This window comes from Burkholderiales bacterium, assembly GCA_013695435.1.
GTDB lineage: Bacteria > Pseudomonadota > Gammaproteobacteria > Burkholderiales > JACMKV01 > JACMKV01.
In genome coordinates this window covers 1-2,544 of the sequence record JACDAM010000194.1, presented here as the reverse complement: position 1 = coordinate 2,544, position 2,544 = coordinate 1, and the positions used below count along the sequence as shown (strand labels likewise).

At 56.8% G+C, this 2,544-nt stretch carries 3 protein-coding genes; all 3 read right to left on the bottom strand.

Annotated elements, in window-relative coordinates; translation table 11 throughout:
- Positions 1-518 (bottom strand): aminotransferase class I/II-fold pyridoxal phosphate-dependent enzyme (locus H0V78_09905; protein MBA2352072.1); only part of this gene is annotated, 518 nt, incomplete at its 3' end.
- 132 nt (positions 519-650) lie between these two features.
- The gene (locus H0V78_09900; protein ID MBA2352071.1) at positions 651-1,838 is read right to left on the bottom strand and encodes a glycosyl transferase; all 1,188 of its coding nucleotides are present in this window, start codon (positions 1,836-1,838) and stop codon (positions 651-653) included.
- A gap of 422 nt (positions 1,839-2,260) precedes the next feature.
- A partial coding sequence (locus H0V78_09895) for a response regulator transcription factor (GenBank protein ID MBA2352070.1) occupies positions 2,261-2,544 on the bottom strand: 284 nt, incomplete at its 5' end.

The window sequence follows — 2,544 nt, the reverse complement described above, 5'->3', positions numbered from 1 at the left end:
GTGCCTACGGCATGCGCTGCGTCCTCGATCACAGCCAGGCGATGACGTCTCGCTACATCGTAAATGCCGGTCAAATCACATGCTTGACCGCTGTAATGTACCAATATAATGGCCTTGGTCTTCGGGGTGATCGCGCGCTCGATGGTATCTGGGCGCACGTTCGAGTCTTCACCAATATCGACGAGCACTGGTCGGGCCCCGGCATGTACCACGACGTTGGCGCTCGAACAAAATGTCATCGTCGGCACAATCACCTCATCGCCGGGCCCGATCTCCAGAGCAGTCAGCGCGATATGCAGCGCAGCCGTGCAGGAGTTCACGGCAATCGCATGGCGACATCCGATGTACCGCGCAAACTCTTCCTCGAATCGCTTCACCTTGGGGCCGGTTGTGATCCAGCCGGAACGAAGCGAATCGACGACCTCGGCTATCTCTTCCTCTCCTATCGAAGGCAAGGCGAACGGAAGAAAGCTTGCCCTGACCGGCAACACTTGCAATTCTTTTTCGCTTATATGCATGTTTCTTCCCCGAAATGCCCGGCGGCCTTGCTGTCACCCGAATTCACTCTTTCCTCTCCTTAAAAAATTACTTCACGCAGCATCGCATTTCAGGTACTCACCCTTGCAGAACGATCGAATTCATCTCCCATGCTAGGTGTTCCCGGGAGAGGGTGTCAGTCGGGCTACCGTATCTGCGCAGATCCGCTCGGCCTTTCGGTAACAGAGCACGTAGTAAATTGCGTAGATTATGATTGAAGCAATCAGTGCCGGCGTGTTGTCACTGAAAGCCAGCGCGGTAGCGAGACAGAACGCCACGTGCAACCACAACCTCGGCGCGACTCGCGCGTTGGCACGGCGCAAAGGCTGCCGCCGCTCCTTTCTGCCGGAGCCGAGAGTTGGGGCGCAATGAAGCCTGCGATCTCCAGGGCGGTGACGTTCGCCGAACCGGACAAAGCGAAGATAGAGCAGCGAGTGCAGATGGAGTGCGTCGGGCTGCATGGATGGAGTACGGCGACCGATTTTGCGGCGGTACATCGAAAACAAGGTTTCGACGATAGGGTAAGCCGCAAGGGCGATAACGAACCACGCTGAAATCTCCGCGTTACGAGTAATGAGCTGGATGGAAAGCTGCGCATACATGAAGCCGATGAAATAAGCCCCTGCGTCGCCTAGGAAGACCTTGCCTCCGGGATAGTTCCATAACAGGAAACCCGTAAGTGCGCCGACCATTCCCAACGCCTGCGCCAGAACCAACGTGTCGCCGGAATCTCCCGCGATCAAAGCGATACCCATGAACATCATCAACGCGGTTCCACCTGCCAGCCCGTGGGTGCCGTCTATGATATTGATTGCGTTGCACGCTCCAGCCACCATGAACCAGGTAAGCGGCACGGCAAAGGGCAGATATACGAGCCACGCATCCACGTAAGGCAGGTCAAGACGCGTAATAACGCTTTGTGCAAGCGCGCTGGCGAGCGCGGCAGATGCGATGGAAGCGAGGAGTCGACGCTCCGGGGACACGCGTTGGCCGATGTCCTCCCACAGTCCTGCCAACAACACAGGCAAAGCCGACAACAGCAATGGAAGCGCAGAGGTGAGCGGCATGTGGCCAAGCTTCAGCGACACCGCTACGGCCGCGACATAGGCAAGAAACACCGCCGCTCCACCCAGGCGGGACGTGGGCTCGACATGGATATTCTGCGGGTTGGCGGACCCTTGCCGCTGTTCCCCGTTCCGCGCCCGAATCATCAACGGTACAACAAGCGCCGAACAGACCACCGAGGTCGCGATAGGGCCTATTTCGGCTGAAAATTGCCCGATAGTATGGAAAATACTCACGTCAAGACCCCCTTGGCGCACCGCCGCGCCTCTTTCTTATTGCACCCACCGCGCCGGGAAAAGATTACTGAATCGTTCGATTTACCTGCAATGCGGTATAGCAATGTCGTACTGTTCTTTCCGAACGATCCGACCAAACTACGTCAAGATTACGTCAGAGTGATTACGGCGAGAGCAACCGGCCTGGAGGCTGCTCTTATACGTCGCCTCCAACGCCGGGGGAGAGCGGCTGGGACGAGGCGCAAAATCTTGTCAAGACCGTGGTTTCTCGCAATCCGTAAAGTAACTCGGACGGGGGGCTCGCGCATGGGAGAAACCTCCCGAACTGAATGGGACAAACCTCCTACCCAGTTCGAAGGGTCTTTGGTAGCAGAACCCTTTTTTTTGGAGAGGGGACGAAGATGCGCGTGACGCGCGACGAACTATTCCGCGGGATTCGAAACGCGACCAAGACCATGCTTGGTTGCGTAAAGAACCAGGCCCAGGCGATTGGAAACGTCGAGTTTGCAGTAGATTGAGGTTAAATGATTGCGCAAGGTCGATTCGCTCAGGTTTAGCTGTGTGGCGATCTCCTTGCTGGGGGTGCCGCTTTCGTTACTGACTAATGCTTCGATAACCTTGCGTTCACGTGCTGTCAGGGTCTCGATTCTGCCGGCCTCGGGATTCAGGCGCCTGGGCTGTCTGAGTTCTTCGATAAGGCCAGCAG